This is a genomic window from Gordonia marina (assembly GCF_052036135.1).
GTDB lineage: Bacteria > Actinomycetota > Actinomycetes > Mycobacteriales > Mycobacteriaceae > Gordonia.
In genome coordinates this window covers 171,873-197,438 of the sequence record NZ_JBPSDN010000003.1, presented here as the reverse complement: position 1 = coordinate 197,438, position 25,566 = coordinate 171,873, and the positions used below count along the sequence as shown (strand labels likewise).

Sequence of the window (25,566 nt, the reverse complement as noted above, 5' to 3'; positions counted from 1 at the left end):
GATGTGAACCGGAACCGGACTGACCGATCGATTATTCCACAGGCCGTCGGGCCGGGCGAAATCGAGCGACTCGCCGCGCGGCGCCGGGACGACCGGAGTGTGACGGACATTTCATTTCTACTTAGTGTTGCCTAAGCTAAGTTCAGTTCACACGTGTGTCGCTTCACCGTCGCAGCGCCCACCGGCCCCATGCCCGTATCCCGGGTATCCCTGTCTGCGAGGTGAGTCCATTGCGACCCGAATCCACTGCTGCCGCGACCCTGTGGGATCCGGCGGGCGAGAAGAGCAGTTGCGGCGTCGGCTTCATCACCCGCAAGGACGGCGTGCAGAGCCACGACGTGATCACCATGGCCGCCGAGGCCCTCTGCTCGGTGCCGCACCGCGGCGGCATCAACGCCGAGGGCGTGGGCGACGGCGGCGGCGTCTCGATGGACCTCTCGCAGGCCTTCTTCCGGAAGATCACCGGTCAGCGCGACTTGCGGCTCGGCCGCTTCTGCGTCGGCAACTTCTTTCTCCCCGGCGACGACGCCGCGGCCGCGCAGGCCGCACGCCTGATCACCTCCACGATGACCGATCGCGGCTTCACCGTCCTCGCCGACCGCGAGGTGCCGGTGGATGATTCGGCGCTGCCGCCGGCCGGGCCCGCGGCCCAGCTGCCCATCCGCCAGTGGGTGTTCGCGGCCCCGGATCCGTGCCCGAGCCCGGCCGGCCTGGACCTGCTGGTCCAGGAAGCGCTGCTGCACATCGAGGCGATCGGCTACGCCGACCCGGCGCTGACCGGCCTGTACCCGCTCTCCCTGTCGGCCCGCACCCAGGTCCTCAAGGGCCGGCTCTCGTCGCACGAGGTGATCGACTATTTCGTCGATCTCGCCGACCCCGACCACGCCGTGCACACCCTGTACTTCCACACGCGCTTCTCCACCAACACCGATCCGCATCCGACGATGGCGCAGCCGTTCCGCTACCTGGCCCACAACGGCGAGCTGAACACCGACAAGAAGAACCGGATCGCCCAGACCACCGCGGCCGCCGCCGCGCGGCGCACCGTCGTCCGGCCGCCCGGTCAGTCCGACAGTTCACGGCTGGACCAGACCGTCGCGACGCGCGTCATCGAGGACGGCCTCGACCTGGTGACCGCGATCGTCTCGATGATGCCGCCGGCCTGGGAGAACGACCTCACCCTCTCCCCTCGCGTCCGCGCGATGTTCGAGTATTTCTCGCTCTACGAGGAGAAGAACGACGGTCCCGCGGCCGTCGTGTTCGGCGACGGCACCGTGATTGGCGCCCGCCTGGACCGGCTCGGCCTGCGCCCGCTCCGCTCGGTCGAGACCGCCGACTACCTCTGCGTCTTCTCCGAGGCGGGACAGATCGACATCGAACCGTCGACGGTCCTCTCCCGCGGCCGCGTCCGCGCGGGCGGAATGATCTACTACGACCACCGCGAACAGCGCACGTACACCACCGACGAGGTGTACGAGAAGCTCGCCGCCGCGGCCGACTACCCCGCGCTGCTCGCCGCCGCCAAGGTCGATCTCGCCGAACTGACCGGAGTCGACGGGCCCCGGCAGACCCCACCGGCCACGACGCTGACCGATCACCAGCGCTACCGCGCGTACTACCTGGACCAGGAGAGTTTCCGCTTCTTCCTCGATCCGATGATCGAGACCGGCGGGGAACTGATCTCGGCGATGGGCTTCGGACTCGCGATCAACGCGCTGACCGATCGGGAGCCGAGCGTCGCGCGGTTCTTCAGCCAGCGGTTCGCGCAGGTGACCAACCCGCCGCTGGACAGCATTCGGGAAGCCGACGCCATGACCATGCGCGTCGCGCTCGGTGCCCGCCCGCAGGTCTTCGCCTCCGCCCGCGCGCGCGGCGACGAGTCCGCGACGTCGTGCCAGATCGTGCTCACCTCGCCGGTGATCTCCGGCGACCAGCTCGACGTCCTGACGACCCAGCGCCGGGTCCCGGTCGCCGAATTCGACGCGACGTCGCCGGTGCCGGGCGAGGCCGGCGGCGCGGCGGCGCTCTCCGCCGCCATCGAAACGCTGTGCGACGACGTGGTCGCCTTCGCCGGCACCGCCGGCGGCATCGCGGTACTCACCGACCGGCGTATCGGACCGGACGCGATGGCCCTCCCCATGGTGTTCGCCGTGTCGGCCGTGAACCAGCGCCTGATCGCCGCGGGTCTGCGGTTGCGGGTGAGCATCGTCGTCGACTCCGGCCAGGTCGAATCGAGCCATCACCTGGCGCTGCTGCTCGGTTTCGGCGCGTCGGCCGTGCATCCGCACACCGTGCTGCGGCGAGCCGTCGACGTGTTCGGGCCCGACGGCGCCGGCGCCGCGTTCGATCGGTGGCGCAAGGCGGCCGAGAAGTCGCTCGGCAAGACCATGGGCCGGGTCGGCCTGTGCACCGTCGAGAGCTACATCGGCGGCGAGTTCTTCGAACCCAACTTCCTCGACACCGACGACCCCGACCTGCACCGGTGGTTCGGCACCATGACCTCGCCCGCCGGTGGTGTCGGCCTGGCCCCGATCGCGGATGCCCTCGTGGCCGCCCACACCGCGGCGATGACCGGCGAGCTCACCGGCGACCGCGACCTGCCGCTGCTCGGCCTCTTCAAGGAGCGCGCCGACGGCGCCGGTCACTCGTTCGGGGCGACGGCCGTCCGCCGCTGGGAGGAGATGAACGCCGCCGGGCTCACCTACGACGGCGCCGAGCGCGATTCGCCCGACGCGGTGGGCGCCGGCGCCCCGGACGCTCTGCGGACGCTGACCCTCGCCGAACTGAACAGCGCGTTCGGGCTGACCGCGAAGGTCTACGACGGCAGCGGCTACGACCGGCTCACCGACGAGCAGATCGACGGATTCGCGATCACCGACGCCTACCGCACGTTCGCCGCCGACATCGCCGCGGCGCGTGCCGAGCGGCCGTCCACGGTCCGCGACGTGCTCGCGATCGCGCCCGCCGGGGACGCGATGCCGCTCGAGCTGGTGATGCCCGCACACGAGATCACCCCGGCCTTCGCGTCCGGCGCGATGAGCCACGGCGCCCTGGTGGCGGCGGCGCACGAGGCCGTCGCCCACGGCACCAACATGGTCGGCGCCCTCAGCAACAGCGGGGAGGGCGGCGAGCACATCTCCCGCTACGGCACCCTGCGGGCCTCGGCGATCAAACAGTTCGCCTCCGGCCGGTTCGGCATCTGGGCGGGCTACCTGGCCGATCCGAACCTGCGGGAACTGGAGATCAAGATCGGCCAGGGCGCCAAGCCCGGCGAGGGCGGTCAGCTGCCGGCGGCCAAGGTGACGGTGGAGATCGCCGCGGCCCGCGGCGGCACCCCGGGTGTCGAGCTGATCTCGCCGCCCCCGCACCACGACACCTACTCGATCGAGGACCTGGCCCAGCTGATCCACGACTGCAAGGCCGCCCGCGTGCGCGTGATCGTGAAGCTGGTCTCATCGGAGGGCATCGGCACGATCGCCGTCGGCGTGGCGAAGGCCGGCGCCGACGTCATCAACGTGGCGGGCAACACCGGTGGCACCGGTGCCGCCGCGGTCACCAGCCTGCGATACGCCGGCCGGGCCGCCGAGATCGGCCTCGCCGAGGTGCATCAGGCGTTGTGCGCCAACGGATTGCGGAAGAAGGTGATCCTGCGCGCGTCGGGGGCGCACCAGACGGGCCGCGATGTCGTCGTCTCGGCTCTGCTCGGCGCCGACAGCTTCGAGTTCGGCACCGCCGCGCTCATGTCGATCGGCTGCGTGATGGCCAAGAACTGCAACATCAAGTGCCCGGCCGGCCTCACCACCAATCCCGAACTCTTCGAGGGCGATCCGCGCGCGATGGCGCAGTACTTGCTGAACGTGGCCGCCGATGTCCGCGAGATCCTCGCGGGCCTCGGGCTGCGCAGCCTCCGTCAGGCCCGCGGCCGGGCCGACCTGCTCAGCGTGATCGACCATCCCGCGATGGTCGGCACCATTCGCCCGGACAAACTGCTCGCCGTCGTTCCCGAGTCGGTGATCGACGAGCCGATCTACTACGAGGCCGACTTCCGCGTCGACGACGCGCTCCTCGAGCAGGTCCGCGGCGCCCTCGTCGAGCGGAATTCCGGCACCGTCGTCACCGAGCCCGTGCACCTGGGCAACCGCGACAAGAGCGTCGGCGGCCGGCTGGCGATCGACCTCGAACGCCTCCTCAACTGGGAACTCGACGCCGAACGGGCCGACGCCCTGACCGCCGTGCTGCACGACGAGCGCGGGCGGCGCTACCTCGCACCGGACGCGGTGACGATCCCGACGACGGGTTCGGCGGGACAGTCGTACGCCGCCTTCTGCAACGACGGCCTGCGCATGACGCACAGCGGCACCTGCAACGACGGCGTCGGCAAGTCGATGTCCGGCGGCACCGTGGTGATCTCGTCGCCCGGCGGCGGTTCGACGTCGGCCGGCGGAAACGTGCTGGTGGGCAACTTCGCGCTCTTCGGCGCGACCGGCGGGCGGCTGTTCGTCGAAGGTGAGGCCGGCGACCGCTTCGCCGTGCGGAACTCCGGAGCGACCGCCGTGGTCGAGGGGCTCGGCGAGTACGGCTGCGAGTACATGACCGGCGGGGCCGTGCTCAATCTCGGCGGCTACGGCAAGGGCCTGGCCAACGGGATGAGCGGCGGCTTCCTCTACCAGTACGACCCCGCGTGCCGCGTGGACGAGTATGTCAGCGCCGACTCGGTCATCCTCGGCTCGATCACCGGTGTCGACGACCCGTTCGCGGCGCTGCACCACGCCGCGGTGTTCCAGCTCGTGCAGTGGCACGCCGACGCGACCGGCTCGCGGCTCGCGACGCGCCTCCTCCAGAACTGGGAGACCGAACGGCACTACATCACCTACGCGATGCCGAGAGCGCTCGTCGTGCACCAGGATTCGGCGACGATCATGGCGACGCTGGATCGTCGCGAGCTGCTCGACGAACTGTCCGGCGCCATCGCCGTCGACCAGGTCCGCGCACTCAAGCGCGGCGCCCGGACCGGCGTCCCGGTGATCGACGGCGCGGTGCCGGCGTTCGGGCACACCGACGACGAGGCCACCTACGCTCTCCTCGCCGCCTTCACCGTGTTCGAGCTCGCCCGGGAGGTGGCCGCGCGGCGCCTGCGCAAGTCGCGGCACGGCACCCGCCTGACGGCGAACGACAAGACCGTCGCGCATGCGGCCCGCAATCTGGTCCTGACCGAGGACTTCGATCTGCTCGGCCGGGTGGCCCGGTACGCGCGGGACATCCTGGCCGAGTACCCGGCCGAGCACCTCGCGGCGCTCATCGGCGCCAAACGGGTCACCGACTACAAGCAGGCGCTCGCGCTGCGCAACGTCCGGTCGATGGACGCGCCGGCGACCTACGGCTGGCTCCTGTTGCAGGACGCGCGGAACCGGGAGGTGCTCGGCGAACTCACGAGCTTCGCCGAACTGTTCGCCACCCGCGCCGTACCCGACATCGCCGAGGCCATGCGCCCTCCCGCGCCGGCCTCGTCCACCGACCCCGCGGCTGTCGCCGCCCCGAGGTAGAAGGCGGTCCCCATGGAACTCCCCTACATTCCGTCCGACATCCCGTTCACCGGTGAGCAGAAGGCCTGGTTCGCCGGGTTCATGTCCGGTCTGCACACGCGCATGGCGATGCCGACCGGTGTGGCCGACGCGGCCCTCGCGGGGACGGCGACCAGCACGCTCGCGCCGGCCGGTGGTCCGGGCCCGCTGCTGATCGCCTACGGCACCCAGACCGGCAACGCCGAGATGATCGCCGAGCAGGCCGGTGAGGCGGCCGCGAGCCTCGGCTTCCGGGTGCGCGTCGCCGACATGGGCGACCTGACCGCGGCGGACATCGCCGCGTCGGGCAAACTGCTGGCGGTCGTGTCCACGTACGGCGAGGGCGACATGCCCGACGCCGCCGAGGACCTCTGGGGCGCGCTCGCCGAGGCCGGCGCACCGCGCCTGGAGGGTCTGCGCTACGCCGTGTGCGGGCTCGGCGACTCGATCTACGACGGCTTCTGTCAGGCCGCGAAGAACCTCGACGGCCGGCTCGCCGAACTCGGGGCCCAGCGTCTCGTCGACCGGGTCGAGTGCGACGTCGACTTCCAGCGCCCGGCCGACGCGTGGCTCCCCGGTGCGCTGCAAGCGCTCGCCGACGCTCCGGCGACCGCGCTCAGCGCGACGGCGCCGTCTCCGTCGCCGTCGTCGAAGGACCCGGGAGAGGTCGCGTGGGGCCGCAAGAGGCCGTACCCCGCGACGATTCTCGCGAACTCGATCCTCTCGGGCCCCACCTCCGGCAAGGAGGTGCGGCACGTGGTGATCTCGTTGGGCGACAGCGGGATCGAGTACCAGGCGGGCGACGGACTCAGCGTGGTGCCGGTGAACGACGAGACGCTGGTCGCGGCACTGCTGTCCCGGATCGGCGCGACCGGCGACGAGGTGATCACCGACCGCAAGACGCAGCGCACCCTGCGCGATGCGCTCACCCACCACTACGAGATCTCCACCCCGTCGAAGTATCTCGTCGACTACGTCGCCTCGCGCACCGGCGACGACGAACTGACGCACCTGTCGGTCACCGGCGACACCGACGCACTCGACGCCTGGCTGTGGGGCCGGGACGTGCTCGACGTCCTCAACGTGGATCCGTCGCTCACGCTGACGCCGGAGGAGCTGATCGGCGAGCTGCGCCCGTTGGCGCCGCGCGTGTACTCGATCTCGTCGTCGCCGGCCGCCCACCCCGGCACCGTGCACCTCACCATGGCGACCGTCCGCTACACCTCGGAGAATCGGGAGCGCGGCGGCGTCTGTTCGACCTTCCTGGCCGACCGCCGCGCGACCGGCGAGCAGGTGCACGTCTACATCACCCCGAACAAGGCTTTCCGGCTGCCCGAGGACGACGCCGCCCCGGTCATCATGGTCGGGCCCGGCACCGGTATCGCCCCCTTCCGGAGCTTCCTGCACGAGCGGGCGGCTCGCGGCGCCGTCGGCGAGAACTGGCTGTTCTTCGGCGATCAGCACCGCGACGCGGATTTCCTGTACGAGGCCGAGCTCGAGCAGTTCCGCGCCGACGGCGGGCTCACCCGCTTGGATCTGGCCTTCTCCCGCGACCAAGCGCACAAGGTGTACGTCCAGGACCGCATGCGCGAGCGGGGCGGGGAACTCTACCGATGGCTCGAGCGCGGCGCCTACCTCTACGTGTGCGGTGATGCGAGCCGGATGGCGCACGACGTCGACGTCGCGCTGACCGAGATCGTCGCCCGGCACGGCGGCATGGATGCCGAGAAGGCCGGCCTGTACGTCGGTGAGTTGAAGAAGGACAAGCGGTACTGCAGGGACGTGTACTGATGAACGGACAGCAGCCGGAGGATCGGTCACGCCCGGACGACTGCCCGTGCCGGAGGTGTCCACGCGCACGGGGCCGCGGCACCGACCTGGAGCAGGTGCTCGACGCGCCGGGATCGGCGAGCACTCTCCTCGACGGTCCGGTCGACATCGTCCTGAGTGCGCTGCCCCTGCTGGATGAGGTGGTCGGCGTGACGGCCGCCGGTCCGGTGCTGACCAGCGCCACCGGCGCGCATGCGGCACCCATCGGCGCGGGCGGCCCGCTCCTCGCGCCGGCCGGGACGATCGCCCTGCGCGTGCGGCCCGCCGCGCTGGGGCCGATGGTGATCACCGAACCGGTCGACCGCACTCCCCCGACGCTGCGCTTCTTCGACCGGGACGGCACCATCGCGCACGCCGTCTATCTGACGCGCGGCTCCGACCGGCTCGTCTTCGAGTCGCTCTCCCTGGTGGGGCCGTCGGTCGGCGGCGGCGGACTGGCCGGAGTCCACCTCGGCGAAGGACCGAGCACGCCGGGTGACTCCGGCGACCAGCTCGCGATGCTCGACGACGTGCTCGCCGACCGCGGATGCCGGCGCGGTGCAGCGTTGGCGAGCGGCACCCAGGCCGGCGCGGTGCGCGTCGCGTCGTCGCAGCTCGTCGCCGCGCTCACGCACGCCGCCCGGCTGTCCATGCCGATCACCACCTGCGCCGTCGCACCCGGAATCCTCGCGATCCATCACGACCGCCTCGACGGGGTCCGCGAACACGCGGGCGTCATGGTCATGGCGTCCGGCGGCACCAGCACCATGATCGACTTCAATGACATCGAGCACTGCTGGCTCACCCGCGCCGACGGCTCGCGCGGACGCACGAGCGCCGTCGAACTGTACGACCGCCACGGCCGGTGCTGTTTCCTCGCCTCGGTGACCGGCCCGATCACCGAGTCGACGTGGGCCGGATGGGAGCAGCTGATCGATGATCTGCGCGACCACTCGTGACCGCCCGAGCCTGACGGGTACCGCGCGTACCGCGGGGTAGATTACGACCATGACGACCGAATCCGAGCGGCCCGCGGGCCGGGCCAAGAAAGTCCGCTGGTCTCGCCGCAATCCCTACGAGGCGCGGGTCATCGAGAACACCCTCCTCACCGCCCCGGAGAGCGAGAAGGAGGTTCGTCACCTGGTGCTCGACGTCGCCGACGCGGGTCTGGAATACGAGCCCGGCGACGCCGTCTCGGTGCTCCCCACCAACGACCCGTCGCTGGTCACGGCGATCATCGCGCGGCTCGGCGTGCCGCCGGAGACGGAGATCACCGACCGGAAGGGCTCGCAGACGCTGTCGAACGCGCTCACCCACGGGTTCGAGATCACCTCGGTGTCGATGTATCTGCTCGACCACCTGGCGAAGGCCCTCGGCAACACGGCGGCGGCCGCCCTGCTCGACGGTGACCGCGCCGACCTCGACGCCTGGGCGCGCGGCCGGGACGTGCTCGATCTGCTGAACCTGGAACCCGACTGGACGCCGACCCCGGAGGCGCTGCTCGCCGAGCTCCGGCCGCTCGCCGCGCGCACCTACTCGATCTCGTCGTCGCCGAACGTGCACGCCGGGACCATTCACCTGACCCCGGCGACCGTCCGGCACTTCGCCACCGACGACTGGGGCGACGGGCGCGACCGCGGCGGCGCGGCGTCGACGTACCTCGCCGACCGGGTGACGCCGGGCGACACCGTCGGCATCTACCTGACCCCGAACAAGAGTTTCCGCCTGCCCGAACCGGACACCGACATCATCATGATCGGCCCCGGTACCGGAATCGCCCCCTTCCGCGGCTTCCTGCACGAGCGCGCCACCGCCGGCGGCGCGGGCCGCAACTGGCTGTTCCACGGCGCCCGCCGCCGCGACCAGGACTTCCTGTACCGCGAGGAGATCCACGAACTGCACGCCGAGGGCGTCCTGGACCGCCTGGACGTGGCCTTCTCCCGCGAACAGGAGGAGAAGGTCTACGTCCAGCACCTGATGGACGGCCACGGCGAGGACCTCTACCACTGGCTGCGCGACGGCGCGGTCCTCTACGTCTGCGGCGACGCCGACGCCATGGCCGCCAGCGTCGACGACGCCCTGGTCTCGATCATCGCGACCAACGAGGGCCTCGACGACACCGCCGCCCGCGCCCGCCTCGACGAGCTGCGCACCGCCGGCCGCTACCGCCGCGACGTCTACTGACGCTTCCTCTGGGACGAGCCCCCACCGCCCGTTGAGCCGACCCGCCCCCACAGCCCGCTGAGCCGACCCGCCCCCACAGCCCGCTGAGCCGACCCACCCCTACAGCCCGCTGAGCCGACTCTCCCCCACCACCCATCGAGCCGACCCGCCCCCACCACCCATCGAGCCGACCCGCCCCCACCACCCATCGAGCCGACCCGGGCCCACCGCCCGTTGAGCGGACTCGCCCCCGCAGCCCGCTGAGCCGACTCGCCCCCGCAGCCCGCTGAGCCGACCCACCCCCACAGCCCGCTGAGCCGACCCACCCCCACAGCCCGCTGAGCCGACCCACCCCCACAGCCCGCTGAGCCGACCCGCCCCCACAGCCCGCTGAGCCGACCCGCCCCCACAGCCCGTTGAGCCGATCGAGGCGCTAGCCGAGATCGTGTCGAAACGCCCTCCTAGCAGGACGTCTCCACACGGCCGACGATCTGGGCGCCACGGGAGCAAGACGTCGCGGATCTTGTCGCGGCCGAAATCTGTCGCGGACACGCCGCCGGATCCAGCAAGAATCACGACATGTGTCGACCGGCGACACGATCCGCGACCGATCGCCGGGCGCGCCGGGGCCGGGGAGCGCGGGCGCAGTCGCTCAGAGCAGGCGACGGTTGCGGTCGTACAGCTTCCCGCCGACGGCGAGCAGCGTGTACCGATCGTCGAGCGTCCGGCGCCACAGCGGGGTGGACGAGTCGATCCCGAACGCGGCGAAGCTGTCCGAATCGAGCGAGACCAGCAGGCGCTCACCGTCGGTACCGAGGGCGGTCCCGAACTGCGCATTGAAGGTCCCGCCTTTCCCGTCGTACGCGTCGAACCAGCCGAAGGGGTAACCGTCGCCGCTCGACGCCGAGGTCCCGTCCGACGGCCACGGACCAGTACGACGTCGGCAGAATAGCCGGTCACGATCCAGATATGCACACGTGAGCCGCCAGAGCGCCGCCGTCATGTGGGCGGCACGGAGTCGAGGCGGCGAATCGTTCGGGCGACGGCCTCGAGCCAAGGTCACTTCTCCGGGTGTCCGCGCGGAGCCACCACCCAGCGAGATGCTTGGCTTCGACACGGTCTCGCCCCTGCGGGGCTCGACCGGCTCAGCCGGCTGAAACAGACTCGACCAGCCCGGCCGGCGGATAGCGGGGCTCGACCGGCTGGAAGCAGGCTCGACCAGCTGGGGAGCACGTCGATCGACGCAGCCACCCCGCACCGCGCGGACCGCGACGACGGACCTGCTGAGACGACGGAAGCGGGGGCGTTGACGACCCTTTCGAGCCCTCCGCAGCCACTCTCGAGATCGGCACAGCCTTCTAGAACGAAGCAGCGAGGACTGGCCCCTCCTGAGCATGCGTGGCGGAGCGGAGCGACGACACGCGGTCGAAGGGCCGAGAAAGGGTCGTCAACGACCCCGCGACCAGACGAGAAGACCCGAGGTCAGTCGTTGTCGATACCGCCCGGGGCGGTCTTGGAGACCTGCATCAGGAACTCGACGTTGTTCCGCGTCTTCTTCAGCTGGCTCACCAGCAGGTCGATCGCCTGCTGGCTGTCCAGGCCGGCGAGGAGCCGGCGCAGCTTGTGCACGATCGCGAACTCGTCGGGCGAGAGCAGCAGCTCGTCCTTGCGGGTGCTCGACAGGTTGACGTCGACGGCCGGGAAGACGCGGCGCTCGGAGATCTTGCGGTCGAGCTTGAGCTCGGCGTTGCCGGTGCCCTTGAACTCCTCGAAGATCACCGTGTCTCCGGTCGAGCCGGTCTCCACCAGCGCGGACGCGATGATGGTGAGCGAGCCGCCGTTCTCGATGTTGCGCGCCGCGCCGAGGAACCGCTTCGGCGGGTACAGCGCGGTGGAGTCGACACCACCGGACAGGATACGGCCCGACGCCGGGGAGGCGTTGTTGTAGGCGCGGCCCAGGCGGGTGATCGAGTCGAGCAGCACGACGACGTCCTTGCCCTGTTCCACGAGACGCTTGGCGCGTTCGATGGCCAGTTCGGCGACGGTGGTGTGGTCCGACGGCGGGCGGTCGAAGGTGGAGGCGATGACCTCGCCCTTCACGCTGCGCTGCATGTCGGTGACCTCTTCGGGCCGTTCGTCCACCAGCACGACCATGAGATGGCACTCGGGGTTGTTGGTGGTGATCGCGTTCGCGATGTCCTGCAGGATGGTGGTCTTACCGGCCTTCGGCGGCGACACGATCAGGGCGCGCTGGCCCTTACCGATCGGCATGATCAGGTCGATCACGCGCGTCGACAGCCGCTCGGGCGTGGTCTCCAGCCGCAGGCGCTGATTCGGGTACAGCGGCGTCAGCTTGGTGAAGTCGGGCCGCTTGCGCGACAGCTCCGGATCGCCGCCGTTGACGGTGTCCAGGCGGACCAGCGGGTTGAACTTCTGCCGCTGATTGCCGCCCCCGCCGCCCTGCTCGCCGTCGCGCGGCACCTTCACGGCACCGGTGATCGCGTCGCCGCGCCGCAGGCCGTAACGGCGGACCATGTTCATCGAGACGTAGACGTCGTTCGGGCCGGGCAGGTAGCCGGAGGTCCGGACGAAGGCGTAGTTGTCGAGCACGTCGAGGATGCCGGCGACCGGTGCGACGACGTCGCCCTCGTTCAGCTGCGGCTCCGCCCCGCCGCCACCGTCGCCACGATCGCGGTTGCGGCGGTTGCGTTCCCGCAGCCGACGGCCGCGGCGGCGGCCGCCGCCCTCGCCGTCGTCCGACGGACCCTGGTTCCCCTGGTTCTGGTTGCCCTGGTTCTGGCCGCCCTGCCCCTGGTTGCCCTGGTTCCGCTGGCCGCCCTTGTTGCCGCCGTCGTTCCTGTTGCCGTCGTTCTTGTTGCCGTCGGACTTCTCGCCGCGCGCGTCGTTGTTCTTGTCGGCGTTGTTCTTGTCGCCCTGCTTGGCCGCGCCCTTGTCGCCGGTGTCCGGCTTGTTGGCCCCGTTCCGGTTCTCGCCGTTCCGGTTGTCGCGGTTCTCGCCGCGCCGCGCGCCGCGGCCGCGCTCCTCGCCCTGCTCGGGGCCGGACTTCGGCGCGGAATCGGCCGGGGCCTTCTCCGCGACGGTCTTCTCGGCAGGTGCCTTCTCCGCCGGGGCCTTCTCGGCCGTCTTCGCGACGACGGGCTTGTCGGCGGCGGGCTTCCCGGCAGGTGCGGTGTTCGCGGCCCCACCGGACTGCTGAGCGCGGATCGCGTCGATCAGCGCGCCCTTGCGCATTCCCGAAATGCCCTTGATGCCCAGGCCGGCGGCCACGGTGCGGAGTTCCGGGAGCAGCATGCTGCTGAGGCCGCGCTTGGCCGTGTCGGGAGTGCTCAGGTCCGTATCGGTCACGGATGTCCTTTCGTTGCCCGCGGCAGAGGCCGCCGGGCCCACAACAATGAAGAAGTGGTGTGGAGATTCTCTGTGCTCCGCCGCGGCGAAAGATCACGACCGGCCGACGCTGCGGCCGGTCGGAGTCGACGGCCTCTGGCGGTGTGTACCGAAGACGTGAGAGAAGATGTCTTCGCGGCGGAACGCTGCCAGTGTAGCACCGTACCGGTCAGTTGTGGGGTTTGACACCCTCGCCGATGGGCAACGACAGCATCGCGAAGCCGTGCTCGGCCCCCAGGGCGCGAGCGTCGTCGCCGAGTTCGGCCTCCCCCAGCACCAGGACCGACGGACCGGCACCCGACACGGTCGCCGCGTGTCCGCGGCGCCGCAGCTCCGCGACCAGCGCCGTGGTCTCCGGCAGCGCCGTCGACCGGTAGTCCTGATGCAGGCGGTCCCGGGTGGCCTCCATCAGGCAGCCGGGATCGCTGGTGAGTGCGACGACGGCCAGTGCCGCACGACTCAGGTTGAAGATCGCGTCGCCGCGGGGCACCGCGTCGGGCAGCAGACCGCGGGTCACGGCCGTCGACGACTCGATCTGCGGGACGAACGCGGTGGCGACGATCGCCGGGTGCAGGTGCAGGCGGCGGGCGAAGTAGCCGGTGTGGCCGGACTCGTCGGTCATCCAGGTCACCACGGCGCCGCCGAGCACGCTGGCGGCGGCGTTGTCGGGGTGCCCCTCGAACTCACCGGAGAGCTGCACCAACTCGTCGTCGGTGAGCGCGGGACGTCGTCCGTCGGCGGCGATGAGCGCCGACGCGGCGGCCAGACCGCCGACTACCGCCGCGGCCGACGACCCCAGGCCGCGCGAGTGCGGAATGACGTTGGTGCACTTCAGGTGCAGTCCCGGCGCGGCGATACCGGCGAACTCCAGACCGCGGATCACCGCGCGGGCCACCAGATGACGGCCGTCGCGCGGCACGTCGCCGGCGGCCTCGCCGGTCACCTCGACGGCCACGCCGCCGTCGGTCACCGTCACGACGATGTCGTCGTACACGCCCAGCGCCAGGCCGAGACAGTCGAAGCCGGGGCCGAGGTTGGCCGACGACGCCGGGACGCGTACGCCGGCGCGCAGGCCGGGGCTCAGCCGCAGGTCCGCGTCCGGTGCGCCGAGCAGCGCGAGGGGGCTAGCACTCATGAGGACGTACTATCCCACGCCGAGCGCCCCGGCGACCGCAACCGGGTCGACGGCGATGGCATCCACCTGCGGCATGTCGCGCAGGGCGGTGTCCGGATCCTTCAGGCCGTTGCCGGTGACGGTGCAGACCACCAGCGAGCCGGGCTTCACCCAGCCGTCGGCGTGGGCGGCGAGCAGGCCGGCCACGCTGGCGGCCGAGGCGGGCTCGACGAAGACGCCGACCTTCCCGGCGAGCAGGCGGTAGGCCTCCAGCAGCTTCTCGTCGGTCGCGGCCCGGAACTGGCCGTTCGACTCCTCCTTGGCGGCGACGGCCTGGTTCCAGCTGGCCGGGGCACCGATGCGGATCGCGGTGGCGATGGTCTCCGGGTTCAGTACCGGCTCGCCGAGGACGAGCGGCGCGGCGCCGGCGGCCTGGACGCCGAGCATCCGCGGCAGCGCGTCGATGATCCCGTCGGCGTGGTACTCCTTGTAGCCCTTCCAGTACGCGGTGATGTTGCCCGCGTTGCCGACCGGGAGCGCGTGCACGTCGGGGGCCCGGCCGAGGACGTCGACGATCTCGAACGACGCCGTCTTCTGTCCCTCGATGCGGGCCGGATTCACCGAGTTGACCAGCTCGATCTCCGGGTAGTCGGAGGTCACCTTGCGGGCCAGCTCCAGACAGTCGTCGAAGTTGCCCTGCACCTGGATCACCTTGGCACCGTGCATCACGGCCTGGGCCAGCTTGCCCATCGCGATCTTGCCCTCGGGGATCAGCACCGCGCTGGTGATGCCCGCGCGGGTGGCGTAGGCGGCCGCCGAGGCGGAGGTGTTGCCGGTGGACGCGCACAGCACGGCGCGCTTGCCGTTGTTGACGGCGGTGGTGACGGCCATCGTCATGCCGCGGTCCTTGAACGACCCGGTCGGGTTGAGGCCCTCGACCTTGAGGTAGACCTCGCAGCCGGTGACCTCGCTGAGGTACGGCGCCGAGATCAGCGGGGTGCCCCCCTCGAGGAGCGTCACGATCTTCCAGTCGTCGCCGACCGGCATGCGCGAGCGGTAGGCCTCGATCAGGCCGGGCCAGCCGCGGTGAACGGGTGTGTAGGTGGTGTCAGTCATCGGTTCCCTCCAGGCGGAGCACACTGGACACCTCGATCACGGAGTCCATTTCTTCAAGTCCGGCAACGGTTTCCGACTGAGCGCGGTCGGAGGCGCGATGGGTGACGATGATCAGGCGCGCGTCCTCGCCCGCACCCTCCTGGCGCATGGCGGAGATGCTCACGCCGCGTTCGGCGAACGCACCGGAGATCTGCGCGAGCACACCGGGGCGGTCGGCGACGCGCATCGACACGTAGTAGCGGGTGGGCACGTCGTCGATCGGCGCGATCGGTAGCGACGCGTAGGTCGACTCCAGCGGACCGCGGCCGCTGTAGACGCGGTTGCGCGCGGCCATCACCAGATCGCCCATCACGGCGGCGGCGGTGGGCGCGCCACCGGCGCCCTGCCCGTAGAACATCAGCCGGCCGGCGTTCTCGGATTCGACGACGACGGCGTTGAACGCACCGTTGACGGCCGCCAGGGGATGCTCCAGCGGAATCAGCGCCGGGTAGACGCGCGCCGAAATCCGTTCTGCCCCTCCATCATTCAGTCGCTCGCAGATCGCGAGGAGCTTGACGGTGCAGTCGAACTTCTTCGCTGCTTCGAGGTCGTCGGCGGTGATCGCGGTGATGCCCTCGCGGTAGACGTCGTCGGCGGTCACCCGCGAGTGGAAGGCGATGGAGGCGAGAATGGCGGCCTTGGCGGCGGCGTCGTAGCCCTCCACGTCGGCGGTCGGATCGGCCTCGGCGTAGCCCAGGCGACCGGCCTCGGCGAGCACGTCGGCGTAGTCGGCGCCGGTCTCGGCCATCTCCGAGAGGATGTAGTTGGTGGTGCCGTTGACGATGCCTGCCACCCTGTTCACCGAGTCACCGGCGAGCGACTGGGTCAGCGGCCGGATCACCGGGATCGCACCGGCGACGGCGGCCTCGAAGTACAGGTCGACGCGATTGCGCGCCGCCGCCTCCGACAGCTCGCCGGAATACGCAGCCATCAGCGCCTTGTTGGCGGTGATCACCGACTTGCCGGCCTCCAGAGCGGCGCGGATCAGCGTCCGCGGCGGCTCGATGCCGCCGACCAGCTCCACCACGAGGTCCACGTCGTCACGGGCGACGAGCGCCTCGGCGTCGCCGGTCAGCAGCGCCGGGTCGATGCCCGGGCGTTCCCGCGCGGTGTCGCGCACGGCGACACCGCGCAGCTCCACCGGCGCACCGACGCGGGCGCGGATGTCGTCGGCGTTCTCGATGAGGATGCGGACCACTTCGGTGCCGACATTGCCCATCCCCAGGACCGCGACGCCGATCGGGCGCCCCGGAAGCTCCTGCACTGCGGAGTCACTCATTGCCTACCTCCAGGCTCAGGAAGTCATCGACGCTCTCTCGCCGCAGCAGGGTGCGGGCGGCGCCGTCGCGAACCGCCACCACCGCGGGCCGCGGCACCAGGTTGTAGCGGCTCGACATGGAATAGCAGTACGCGCCGGTGGCGCCGACGGCCAGCAGGTCACCGGGCCGCAGGTCCTCGGGCAGCCAGCAGTCGCGGACGACGATGTCCCCGCTCTCGCAGTGCTTGCCGACCACGCGGCACACCACGGCGCGGGCCTGCGACTCGCGCGAGGCCAGCCGGACGTCGTACTCGGCGTCGTACAGCACGGTGCGGATGTTGTCGCTCATACCGCCGTCCACCGAGACGTACCGTCGCACGGCCTTGCCGTCGAGCGCGACGTCCTTGACGGTGCCGACCCGGTAGAGGGTGACACCGGCCGGTCCGGCGATGGCGCGGCCGGGTTCGACGGCGATCTTCGGGGTCGGCAGTCCGAGTTGTGCGGACTCCCGCTGAACGATCGCGGCCAGCGCATCGGCGAGGACCTTGACCGGCGGCGGATCATCGCTCGGCATGTACGAAATGCCCAGTCCGCCACCAAGATCCAACGTCTCGATCTGCGAGGTCTTCGCGACGCCGAACTCGGCGACGATCTCGGCGAGCAGGCCGAGGACACGGTGGGCGGCCAGTTCGAAGCCGTCGATCTCGAATATCTGCGAGCCGATGTGGCTGTGCAGGCCGACCAGGCGCAGATGGTCGGTGGCGAACACGGCCCGCACGGCGTCCATCGCCACTCCGCCGTTCAGCGCGAAGCCGAACTTCTGGTCCTCGTGGGCGGTCGAGATGAACTCGTGGGTGTGCGCCTCGACGCCCGGAGTGACGCGGACCAGCACGTCCGCGACCACGCCGCGCTCCCCGGCGAGGCGGTCCAGGCGCTCGATCTCGATCATCGAATCGAGCACCACGTGCCCGATGCCCGCGTCGAGCGCGGCGGCCAGCTCGGTCTCGCTCTTGTTGTTGCCGTGCAGGGCGATCCGCTCGGCCGGGAAACCGGCGCGCAGGGCCACCGCGAGCTCGCCGCCGGAACACACGTCGAGCGACAGGCCCTCGGATTCGACCCACTTGGCGATCTGCACCGAGAGGAACGCCTTCGACGCGTAGTGCACGCGGCCGTAGGGCGCGAAGGCCGCTTGCATGTCGGCGCAGCGCGAACGGAAGTCGTCCTCGTCGTAGACGAAGAGCGGCGTCCCGTAGTCGGCGGCCAGTCGGTCGACGGTCACTCCGGCGATCTCCAGGACACCATCGGCATCACGAGAAGCGTTGCGCGGGAAGACATTTGCGGGAATCTCGGCCATCGCCTCGGGGGAACTCGGCCGCTCCGCGAGATGCGGGGCGGCCAGGATCTCGGCGTGCCGGGGGCCTGCGGGGTGTGCCATATCGGTTCTCTACATCCGTTCGGGGGCGCTGACGCCGACCATGTCGAGGCCGTTGGCGAGCACCTGGCGGGTCGCGGCGCACAGGGCGAGACGCGCGGCGTGCACGTCGCCCGCCTCCTCGTCACCCTGGGGCAGCACGCGGCAATGGGCGTAAAAGCGGTGGTAGCTCCCGGCGAGGCTTTCCAGGTAGCGCGGAATCCGGTGCGGCTCACGCAGTTCCGCGGCGGTGGCCACCGTGGAGCCGAAGTCGCCGAGGGTCCGGATCAGCTCACCCTCGGCCGGGTCGGTGAGCAGGTCGAGGTGATCGAGGCTCGCGGTCAGGCCCAGTTCCGCGGCGTTGCGGGCGAGCGCGCAGAGTCGCGCGTGGGCGTACTGCACGTAGTAGACCGGGTTCTCCGCGGACTGCTTGCGCAGCAGGTCGAGGTCGATGTCGATGTTGGCGTCGATGGACGAGCGGATCAGCGCGTAGCGAGCGGCGTCGACGCCGACGGCCTCCACGAGGTCGTCGAGGGTGATGACGGTGCCCGCCCGCTTGCTCATGCGGACCGGCTTGCCGTCGCGCACCAGGTTCACCATCTGCCCGATCAGCACCTCGACGCTGTCCGCGTCGTAGCCGAGCGCGGCCGCGGCCGCCTTCAGGCGCACCACATAGCCGTGGTGGTCGGCGCCGAGCATGTAGATGAGGTGATTGAAGCCGCGGTCGTGCTTGTCCTTGAGGTACGCGATGTCACCGGCGATGTAGGCGGCGTTGCCGTCGCTCTTGAGGACCACACGGTCCTTGTCGTCGCCGTAATTGGTAGAGCGCAGCCACCAGGCACCGTCGGCCTCGTACAGGTTGTCGCTGGCCTTGAGGTCGGCGATCGCGTCCTCGACCAGGCCGCGGTCGAACATCGAGTTCTCGTGGGTGTAGACGTCGAAGACGGTGCCGAACTCGGCGAGCGTCCGCTTGATGTGGGTGAACATCAGGTCCACGCCCTGCGCGCGGAAGGTCTCCAGGCGCTCGTCGTCGGGCTGGTCCAGCACGCCCGGGTGAGCGGCGACCACCGCGTCGGCGATGTCGTTGATGTACTCGCCGGCGTAGCCGTCCTCCGGCGCCGGGAGACCGCGGGCGGCGGCCTCGAGGGAGCGGGCGAAGCGGTTGATCTGTTCGCCGTGGTCGTTGAAGTAGTACTCGCGGGTCACCGTGGCACCGCGGGCGGCCAGAACACGGCCGAGGGCGTCGCCGACGGCGGCCCAGCGGGTGCCGCCGAGGTGGATCGGGCCGGTCGGGTTGGCCGAGACGAATTCGAGGTTGACCACCGAATCGGCGAGTTCGTCGCCGAGACCGTACTTCTCGCCCTGCTCCAGGATGGTCGCCACGGTCGCGTTCTGCGCCGCGGCGGCCAGCCGCAGGTTCACGAAACCCGGACCGGCGAGGTCGGCGTCGTCGATGCCGTCCGACGCCCGCAGTTCCTCGACCAGCCAGCCGGCCAGCTCGCGCGGGTTGACGCCGGCCCGCTTGCCCAGCTGAAGTGCGATGTTGGTGGCGTAGTCGCCGTGCTCAGGGTTGCGGGGCCGCTCCACCACCACGGTCTCGGGGACGAGCGAAACGTCCAGGTCGTGCGCGGCGAAAACAGCCAGCGTCGCAGCACGAATCAGGGCGGCGAGATCGGTGGGAGTCACGGCTCCCCATTCTATGGCCGCGCCGGTCGCGGGCGACAATCGGGCTGCGGCCGGGCCTGTGGACAACGCGCTTTCCGCCGTCCGGGTGCGCGCCTATCGTGGTCGTATGACCGCGCAGCACTCCCCCATGCCCGAGCCTCTCGGGTTGCTGACGCTGTCCGACTGGGCCGCGATGCCCGAGGACGAGCTCGTTCACACCGAGCTGCAAGAGGGCGTACTGCGGGTGTCACCGAGGCCGAGACAAGAGCATCAGAACGCGCAGTTCGAGATGCTGGCGGCGCTGCGTGCCGCCTGCCCGCCGGGTATACAGGGATTCGGCGAGATCGATGTCGTCGTCGAAGCGCGCGGCCCCGCGACGGTGCGAGTGCCCGACATCGCCGTGATCCGCACCGGAGGCCCACAGCCTGTCGCGGCCTCGGACGTCGTCCTCGTCGTGGAGATAGTCTCCCCGGGCAGTGCCGGGACCGACCGGGTGATGAAGCGGTACGAATACGCCCGCGCGGGCATCCCGCACTACTGGATTCTGGAACCCGACCGCTCACTCACCGTGCTGAGACTCGGCGACGACGGCGAGTACACCGAATCGTGTCCGCCCGTCACCGGCGTGTTCCGTACCGCCGATCCGTTCCCCGTCGAGATCGACCTGCCGGGGATGCGAACGTCGTGACCGGCGGCGCCCCTACGACCTCGCGTACTCCGACGCCGCCCGGACCAGTTCGGGCGGCGGGGTGACACCGGTGTAGAGCACGAACTGCAGTGCCGCCTGACCGGCGATCACCGCGTCGCCGCTGATCACCGGCTTGTCCGCGGCGCGCAGTCGTCGTACCAGCGGGGTGTCCGGCGGCATCGCGACCACGTCGAACCCGGCGAGGGCGGCGTCGATCACCGTGTCCGGGAAGGGTGCCGACTTCGCCGCGTCACCCGCCATCCCGATCGGGGTGGCGTTGACCAGGAGCGCGGGGCGGTCGTCGTCGTTCAGCACCGGGCGGTAGGCGAACCCGTAGCGGCCGGCGAGGTCGGTGCCGGTGGAGGTGTTGCGGGCGACGACGGTGACGTCGCCGAACCCGGTGTCGCGCAGGGCCGCCACCACGGCCTTGGCCATCCCGCCGCTGCCGGCGACGGCGACCGGCCAGGCGCGGTCGAATCCGGACCCCTCGAGCAGGTCCGCGACGGCCTGATAGTCGGTGTTGTAGGCGCGCAGCACCCCGTCGTCGTTGACGATCGTGTTCACCGATTCGATCGCCGCGGCCGACGGTTCCATGACGTCGACCAGGTCGATCACCGCTTCCTTGTACGGCATCGACACCGCGGCGCCGCGGATCGGGAGGCCGCGGATGCCTTCGACGGCGGCGGCGAGGTCGCGCGGTGCGAAGGACTTGTAGACGTAGTTCAGCCCGAGCGCGTTGTACAGGTAGTTGTGGAATCGGGTGCCGTGGTTCGACGGCCGCGCGGCGAGCGAGACGCAGAGCGCGGTGTCGCGGTCGAGGGCGCGGGCGTGCGGCGGGTCCGGCAGGTCGGTCATGTGCTCCAGCCTAGTGTCATCGCAGCCCCACGAGTTCCTCGAAACCGTCGTATAAGAACGACGCGTGGCAGTGCACCAGCAGCGCGCCGGGGACGGTCTCCAGGCCGGCTATCACGGCGGGATCTCCGATGCACGGGCTCGGCAGGCGTTCGACGACGGTGCCGGTGGACGGGTTCAGCGCCAGGATCGCACCGTTCCCGCCGTACATGAGCCGGTCGCCGAGCGCCGCGAACGCCTCGACGCGCACCGGCCGGCCCCGGTCGGTCAGCGCGAGGTGCGGCACCTCCACCGAGCGGTGTTCGGCCGGCCAGCGCACGACGACCGAGAGGTCCCGATGATCATCGACGGCGGCGAGCACGATCCAGCCTCCCGGACCGACGAGAACCGGGAACCGGTCGGGTGCGCTGAACTCATCGATCACCTCGTCACGCGAATTCAGGATGTGAAACGCACCGTTGTCTCCGTCGCGACGAATCCGCCCGCCACCCGGCAGCGTGAGACCCGGCGGCGGCGCGGCGGCCTCCGGGGCACGCGACAGCTCGAGGACGGCCCCGGTGTTCGCGTCCAGGGTGACGGCGACGGCCGACACCGCGAATCGCACCTGCCGCCCGTCCTCGGTCACCCGGAGGGCGCGCACTCCCCGTGTGGAGTAGAGCCTGTCCGATCGAACTCCGTCGAGCTCTCCCGCGGGGAAGCGCCAGCGGAGCGCGCCGGTCACGCCGTCGTAGCCGCTCACCTCATCGTCGTCACTGACGGTGACGAAGCCGGGACCCGCGGGAACGACGCTGGTGGTCGTGCCCCGGATCCGGTAGGCGACCTCGCCGCGGATCGAATCCGGCAGTGGCGGAGTAGCTTTCGGCGCGACGGTCCGCGACTCCGGCATTCGCGGGAAGGTCGCCGCCAGCGGCACCGTGGTGCCCAGACCGGCGACGAGGCTCACCGCCCCGGCCACGACGAATGCTCGCCGAGACGGCGCCAACCGCCACATCGCGGCCGCGCATGCCAGCAACGCGAGACCGGCGGCGATCGCCGCGGCCAGCGCGTAGATCGTCGCGCCGCGAGGATCCACGACGCGCAGCAGGTCTCGCCGGCCGGCGAGATCGCCGGTGCACTCCAGAAGCACGACGCCCGCGATACCGGCACCGGTCACGGCGAGGACGACGGTCCCGCCGGGATACGGCCGCCGGGCGATGACGAACCCGGCGGCCAGTGCGGCCACCCCGCCGGCGATCCCGGTCCAGGCGAGGATCGGCAGCGCGCCGGCCATCGCCATCACGGCGTGTCCGCCCGCCAGCGCGGCCACCCCGAAGACGACCGCCAGCACACCGGCCGCTCCCGCGACGCCGAGAGCGGCGGAATTCGGGCGGCCGGGCGCGTTGTTCGAGCGCATGTCCGTGCTCATCGGTGGGCACCTTCCAGCACGAATCCGCGGCCGTCCGCACCGGTCGCCAGCACGCCGCCGGGCATCGCCTGCAGAGCCAGCGCACGACTCGCGGGGACCTTCTGCACGTCGCCCGTCGTCCGGTTCACCAGCACGACCGGGCGCTCGCCGTCGCCCTCGGATCCCGCCTGGAAGATCAGCTGGTCTTTCAGCAGCACCGGATCCCGCGCCGAAGTGACGCCGCGGACGACCAGGTCCGGATGCGCGCCGGTCAACGAGAAGAGGACGACGCGGCCGTCGGCCACGGAGACGCAGTCGGTGTCGCTGGGGCAGGAGACGTCGGCCGAGCGGATCACCCGCACCGGACGGCCCGTGCCGGTCCGGCGGATCGTCGTGATTCCGGGCCGGTACGTCCGCGTCAGGGTGAAGTCACGACCCACGGGAACGGTTTTGTCGTAGGCCGGTGGATAGGGGGTGGTGCGCCGCAACGCACCGGTCGCGGGGTCGATGACGCGCACGAACATCTCGGTGCCGGTGCAGTAGGTGTGCGCTTCGAGGACGTCGCGCGACCCGGAGAACCAGTCCATCGCGCAGTCCGCGGGGACGCGGTGCTCCCAGATCCGGGTGCCGGTCGCGGGTGAGACGGCACTGACCGCGGACCGGTCCGCAGTCGGCTGGATCAAGGTGTGTCCGGTGGCGAGAGTGCCGTCGAAGTGCCTGTCCGGCACGGCCCAGAGCCCCGCCGCGGTCCAGCGGAGTCGTCCGCTCGCCGCGTCGATCGCGTACGTGGTGTCCGCGCGGTCCGACACTCGCGCCACCACCACCAGCGACTCGGCGGGCAGCAGGCTGACCGCGCTGTTCACCCCCGGGGCCAGGTCGAATCGCCACCGCTGAGCGCCGGTCGCGTCGTGCATGGTCAGGAGGCCGCCGTGACGGCTGGAGACGAGGTAACCGGGGCCGAACGCCATCGCGTCGGTGATACCGGCGGGCAGCGAGCGGCCCGGACCGGAGACCGCGGCAGGAATCGGCGGCACCGGCGGCAGCGGATCAGCCACCCGGAGCGTCGTACCGCCGGACGGCAACAGCGGAAGCCCGAGAGTGAGGACTCCGGCCGCGACGACGATCACCGCGACGGGCGCCACCGCCCAGCGGAGGCGACTCGTCTCCCGGTCCGGCAGCATGATCACGCCGACGAACACCGCCACGCAGCCCCCGATCGCCAGCCGAAGGGCGAGCCAGGTGGCGTGCTGCCCGCTGAATCCGGCCTGCCCGGCCTCGCTCTCGATACCCCCGAACCGCTGGACAGAGAGCAACACCAGGACGCCGGCCGCGGCGGTCAGCAGGACGGCGACCCGCAGCGACGGCGGCGCACCGCCAGCCCACGCGGCCACCAGCAGTCCGATCAGCACCGCGATGACCAGGGCGAAGACGACGATCAGAACGTTCGCCGGGCCGCGGAGCGACGCGAAGTCGTCGTGCGGCTGCCGCACCCGAAGCAGCACCGCCCCGGAGATCGCCACGGCGAGAAGCAGCAGACCCGAGCCCACCGCGCACAGCAGAAACGCCAGACCACGGCAGACCCCGCCGGCCGGCGCGCGCTCGTCGTCGACCGTCGGCGGTACACCGGTACCCGTCATCTCCGCCCCTTCGACTCGGCCGGTGCGGATGCACCCGGCAGCGATAAGACGGTGCCGGCCCCGACGTTTGTTCCCTTACCCGACCATCACGACTATTCGACCATCGCGACTATTCGACCACTGCGACGCGCCCGGCCGGTCGGTGCACACGCCCATGGCAGGATGAACGCCATGCGTGTGAGCGGATTCCTGGTCCTCATGGTCGGCCTCGGCTTCGTCGGGGTGATCTGGGCGATCGTCGACGTCGTCAACCGCGGATGGTCGCACGTCCCCGGCAGCACCTACGCGTGCGGCGTCCTCGGCCTGATCCTCGCGGTGTTCGCGCTGTACCGCGAGTTCGGCGGCCAGTCGTTGATCACCGAGAATCCCGAGCACGAGAGCGCCGCTGCGCAGTACGAGGAGCAGAAGCGCCGGGACGGGCTGAACTGACCGCTATGAGCGACGTATCGATCGCCGAGCAACTGCTCGACGCGCAGGTCCGCTGGGCGCTGGGACGCCTCACCGGCGACGAGGTCACCGAGGTCACCACTCAGCTCGTCGACGACGTCCTGGCCGCCGCCGAGAAGACGACCGTGGGCGAGCTGGTCGACCCCGCCCAGGTGAAGTCCCTGGTCAGACTTCTCGCCGCGCGGCTGCCGGCCAGTTCCGCAGCGACGACGCTCGCCGAGTCGGGAGCGTCGATCGTGGTCGGCAACCCGGCCGGCGAGTACACGCTCCGCGAACTCATCGACCGCGACAACGTCGAACGGCTCACCGACGAGACGCTCGCGCTCACCCCCGCCCTCGAACGCGCGCTGGACGAGCTCACCAGCAGCCCGCTCGTCGCCTCGCTGGCGTCCCGCTTCGTCGGGCGCATCGTGAACGACGTCCTCGCGGGCAATCGCGCGGTCGCCGAGAAGATCCCCGGCGTCGGCTCGCTGGTCAACCTGGGCACCTCCGTCGCCGGCAAGGCCATCGGGAAGACCGGCGAGCAGTTCGAGCAGTTCTTCGGCGACACCGCCGCCAAAGGCGCGGAATTCGCGATGAGCAGGCTGAACAAGATCATCATCGCCACCCTGAACGACCCGCAGACCCGGACCGCCGTCCTGGAGGTCTTCGATCTGTACGCCGATCGCCCGGTCCGCCGCCACGACACCGTGCTCTCCCCCGACGACGCCCTGCGCGTCGCCGGGCTGGCGCAGGACGTCGTGATCGCGGCCGCCACGAGCCGGCCGGTCATCGCGCTGGCCGAGGCGTTCGTCGACGGATTCTTCGACACCTATGCGGGGCACCCCGCGGCCGTGCTCATCGAGGACATCGACCTGACCCGCGACGATCTGGTCGGCTACGCCGTCCAGATGGCACCCCGCCTGCTGGCGGCGTCCGCCGCGAACGGCGAACTGGAGCGGATCGTGCGCGAACAGCTCGCCCCGTTCTACGCCTCACCGGAGGTCACGGCGATTCTCGCCGGCTGACGTTTAGCAC

Annotated in this window: 17 protein-coding genes; 7 read left to right on the top strand and 10 right to left on the bottom strand. The window is 70.8% G+C overall.

The annotated features are described in order from the left end of the window. Window positions 1-230: 230 nt before the first annotated feature. The 4 genes from ACSEEN_RS02820 to ACSEEN_RS02805 are packed head-to-tail and all read left to right on the top strand — an operon-like array spanning window position 231 to window position 9,554. Entirely contained in the window at window positions 231-5,543 is a 5,313-nt protein-coding gene (locus ACSEEN_RS02820; protein ID WP_440712258.1) for a glutamate synthase-related protein, read from the top strand. A 12-nt stretch (window positions 5,544-5,555) separates the two neighbouring features. Beyond that, window positions 5,556-7,352: a sulfite reductase subunit alpha gene (locus tag ACSEEN_RS02815; RefSeq protein WP_440712257.1), complete on the top strand. Its 1,797-nt coding sequence runs from the start codon at window positions 5,556-5,558 to the stop codon at window positions 7,350-7,352. Continuing rightward, window positions 7,352-8,329 carry a ChuX/HutX family heme-like substrate-binding protein gene (locus ACSEEN_RS02810; protein ID WP_440712256.1) on the top strand — a complete coding sequence of 326 codons (978 nt, stop codon included), beginning with the start codon at window positions 7,352-7,354 and terminating at the stop codon, window positions 8,327-8,329. Before ACSEEN_RS02815 ends, ACSEEN_RS02810 begins: the two co-directional genes overlap by 1 nt. A gap of 49 nt (window positions 8,330-8,378) precedes the next feature. Then, window positions 8,379-9,554: a diflavin oxidoreductase gene (locus tag ACSEEN_RS02805; RefSeq protein WP_298446613.1), complete on the top strand. Its 1,176-nt coding sequence runs from the start codon at window positions 8,379-8,381 to the stop codon at window positions 9,552-9,554. Window positions 9,555-10,185: 631 nt separating this feature from the next. Here ACSEEN_RS02805 and ACSEEN_RS02800 read toward each other — a convergent pair. From ACSEEN_RS02800 to argS, 7 genes are all read right to left on the bottom strand, one after another. Beyond that, on the bottom strand, window positions 10,186-10,536 hold the full coding sequence (locus tag ACSEEN_RS02800; protein ID WP_440712255.1) for a hypothetical protein: 351 nt from the start codon (window positions 10,534-10,536) through the stop codon (window positions 10,186-10,188). Window positions 10,537-11,015: 479 nt separating this feature from the next. Further along, window positions 11,016-12,845: a transcription termination factor Rho gene (gene rho, locus ACSEEN_RS02795; RefSeq protein WP_440712272.1), complete on the bottom strand. Its 1,830-nt coding sequence runs from the start codon at window positions 12,843-12,845 to the stop codon at window positions 11,016-11,018. Window positions 12,846-13,107: 262 nt separating this feature from the next. Next, a complete protein-coding gene (gene thrB / locus ACSEEN_RS02790; RefSeq protein WP_247867160.1) occupies window positions 13,108-14,073 on the bottom strand; it encodes a homoserine kinase in 966 nt (321 codons plus the stop codon). Window positions 14,074-14,082: 9 nt separating this feature from the next. Continuing rightward, entirely contained in the window at window positions 14,083-15,168 is a 1,086-nt protein-coding gene (gene thrC, locus ACSEEN_RS02785; RefSeq protein ID WP_440712254.1) for a threonine synthase, read from the bottom strand. After that, window positions 15,161-16,486 carry a homoserine dehydrogenase gene (locus ACSEEN_RS02780; RefSeq protein ID WP_440712253.1) on the bottom strand — a complete coding sequence of 442 codons (1,326 nt, stop codon included), beginning with the start codon at window positions 16,484-16,486 and terminating at the stop codon, window positions 15,161-15,163. The genes thrC and ACSEEN_RS02780 overlap by 8 nt, the downstream gene beginning before the upstream one ends. Next, a complete protein-coding gene (gene lysA, locus ACSEEN_RS02775) occupies window positions 16,479-17,900 on the bottom strand; it encodes a diaminopimelate decarboxylase (protein WP_440712252.1) in 1,422 nt (473 codons plus the stop codon). Before lysA ends, ACSEEN_RS02780 begins: the two co-directional genes overlap by 8 nt. A gap of 9 nt (window positions 17,901-17,909) precedes the next feature. Beyond that, on the bottom strand, window positions 17,910-19,562 hold the full coding sequence (argS, locus tag ACSEEN_RS02770) for an arginine--tRNA ligase (RefSeq protein ID WP_440712251.1): 1,653 nt from the start codon (window positions 19,560-19,562) through the stop codon (window positions 17,910-17,912). 13 nt (window positions 19,563-19,575) lie between these two features. Between argS and ACSEEN_RS02765 the strand changes: the two genes are divergently transcribed. Next, window positions 19,576-20,229, top strand: coding sequence for a Uma2 family endonuclease (locus ACSEEN_RS02765; RefSeq protein ID WP_440712250.1), 654 nt, complete (start codon window positions 19,576-19,578; stop codon window positions 20,227-20,229). 12 nt (window positions 20,230-20,241) lie between these two features. Here ACSEEN_RS02765 and ACSEEN_RS02760 read toward each other — a convergent pair whose 3' ends face one another. From ACSEEN_RS02760 to ACSEEN_RS02750, 3 genes are read right to left on the bottom strand one after another with little or no spacing between them, the layout of a single operon-like run. Beyond that, window positions 20,242-21,084 (bottom strand): shikimate 5-dehydrogenase, encoded by an 843-nt coding sequence (locus ACSEEN_RS02760; RefSeq protein ID WP_440712249.1) that lies wholly within the window; start codon window positions 21,082-21,084, stop codon window positions 20,242-20,244. A gap of 16 nt (window positions 21,085-21,100) precedes the next feature. Continuing rightward, on the bottom strand, window positions 21,101-22,486 hold the full coding sequence (locus tag ACSEEN_RS02755; protein WP_440712248.1) for a hypothetical protein: 1,386 nt from the start codon (window positions 22,484-22,486) through the stop codon (window positions 21,101-21,103). Continuing rightward, complete coding sequence (locus ACSEEN_RS02750; RefSeq protein WP_440712247.1) at window positions 22,483-24,102, bottom strand: outer membrane protein assembly factor BamB family protein; 1,620 nt, start codon at window positions 24,100-24,102, stop codon at window positions 22,483-22,485. Before ACSEEN_RS02750 ends, ACSEEN_RS02755 begins: the two co-directional genes overlap by 4 nt. A gap of 171 nt (window positions 24,103-24,273) precedes the next feature. Here ACSEEN_RS02750 and ACSEEN_RS02745 point away from each other — a divergent pair, with 171 nt between their 5' ends. Then, entirely contained in the window at window positions 24,274-24,531 is a 258-nt protein-coding gene (locus ACSEEN_RS02745) for a hypothetical protein (RefSeq protein WP_247867153.1), read from the top strand. A gap of 5 nt (window positions 24,532-24,536) precedes the next feature. Beyond that, the gene (locus ACSEEN_RS02740; protein WP_440712246.1) at window positions 24,537-25,556 is read left to right on the top strand and encodes a hypothetical protein; all 1,020 of its coding nucleotides are present in this window, start codon (window positions 24,537-24,539) and stop codon (window positions 25,554-25,556) included. The last annotated feature ends 10 nt before the right edge of the window (window positions 25,557-25,566 follow it).